At 72.4% G+C, this 1488-nt stretch carries 2 protein-coding genes; both read left to right on the forward strand.

The features are described from left to right. Positions 1–537 precede the first annotated feature (537 nt). Positions 538–966, forward strand: coding sequence for a DUF7144 family membrane protein (locus GTW67_RS18400; protein ID WP_161165917.1), 429 nt, complete (start codon positions 538–540; stop codon positions 964–966). A gap of 86 nt (positions 967–1052) precedes the next feature. After that, positions 1053–1325, forward strand: a complete 273-nt coding sequence (locus GTW67_RS18405) for a heavy-metal-associated domain-containing protein (RefSeq protein WP_161165918.1) — start codon at positions 1053–1055, stop codon at positions 1323–1325. Positions 1326–1488: the final 163 nt, after the last annotated feature.

Genomic DNA, 1488 nt, shown 5'->3' on the forward strand with positions numbered 1-1488 from the left:
CGACCGCGCCGGGCCCGGCGGGGGCCGCCGGCAGCGGGGCGGGGGGCGTGGGGGCGGTGGGTGTGGGGGCGGCAGCCATAGGATCCCCGGCCATGGCGTCAGCGACCATAGGGCCCGCGGCCATGGGGCCGGCGTCCACGGCTCGGCCGGCGTGGTGGGAACCGGCGGCGGCTCGCGGAGCGACGGTGCGGGGGCCTGCGGCAATCCCCGTGGCGGTTTCGACGAACGCCCGCATGCCGTACCCCCCTGATCCCCGCCCGTCATCCGCCCGTGAGGGCGACGGCGCGTCCGGGCTCCGACGGGGCACCTGCCGGTGCCCGGCATCGGAGCCGTCCCACGCGCTCCCCTTGGCTCCATCCTGCCGACCGGCACGCCTTCGCCGCATTGCCGACTTCCGGCAGTCTTTCTCCCCGTCTCCATGCCGGGCACGCGCCGGTGCGGTCACCCGGACGGCCCATCCCGCTCGCCCTCGCCCGGGCACGGGCGAACACTCGAAGTCCCCCGCGCATCGTGGATTCCGAGGGACGGAGAACGACCATGGCCAACGCCACTCACAGCACCGGAGGCCGGTCCGAAGACAGCCGCAGTGCCTGGGCCTCCGGCGGTGTCGTCTTCGCCGGTGTGCTGATGATGATCGAGGGCATCTTCGGCATCTTCAACGGCATCGCCGCGATCGCCAAGGACGACGTCTACGCGTCCGTCGGTGACTACGTCTTCGAGTTCAACCTCACCGCCTGGGGCTGGATCCACCTGATCCTCGGCGTCCTCGTCGCCGTCACCGGCTGGGGCGTCCTCAAGGGCGCCGCCTGGGCGCGGGGGCTCGGCGTCGGGCTCGTCGCGCTCTTCGTGATCCTCCAGTTCATGTGGCTGCCGTACACCCCGATCTGGGCGATCATCTCGATCGGCGTGGGTGTCTTCATCATCTGGGCGCTGTGCACCGACCACGGGCGCGCAGGTACCCCCTAGGGGTATAGAGTGGGCGGTGTCGGGAGGCGCTGCGAGAAGCGCGCCTCCCGTGCTGCCCACCTGCCGACAACCCCGAGGGGGACGCCATGACCGCCGACCAGAAGAACTCCGGCTCCTGCTGCACCACCGACGGCTCCTGCCACTCTGGCGTCACCACCGTCTACAAGGTGTCCGGCATGACGTGCGGCCACTGCGAGGGCGCGGTCACCGAGGAGATCTCCGCGCTGACGGGCGTCACCGCGGTCAAGGCGGTCGCCACGACCGGCGAGGTCACGGTCACCTCCACGACCCCTCTCGCCGAGGAGACGATCCGCGCAGCAATCGAAGAGGCAGGCTACGAACTGACCACCACAGCCTGACCCACCGCCCACCCAGCCGCTCCAGCCGCTCCAGCCGCGGGCAATCGTGCCGCTGGGGCGGCACGGGTGGGCGCGGCGGCACCCGGCAGCGCCGGGCCCCACGACCCACCCCGCAACGGCAACGCCGGACCACCGCCAAACCCACGCCCGCACCGACACCCGC

It is taken from the genome of Streptomyces sp. SID5910 (genome assembly GCF_009862125.1).
Classification (GTDB): Bacteria; Actinomycetota; Actinomycetes; order Streptomycetales; family Streptomycetaceae; genus Streptomyces.

Coding starts and splice junctions, on each gene's coding strand:
- GTW67_RS18400 (WP_161165917.1), top strand. CDS start 538: ATGGCCAACGCCACTCACAGCACCGGAGGCCGGTCCGAAGACAGCCGC.
- GTW67_RS18405 (WP_161165918.1), top strand. CDS start 1,053: ATGACCGCCGACCAGAAGAACTCCGGCTCCTGCTGCACCACCGACGGC.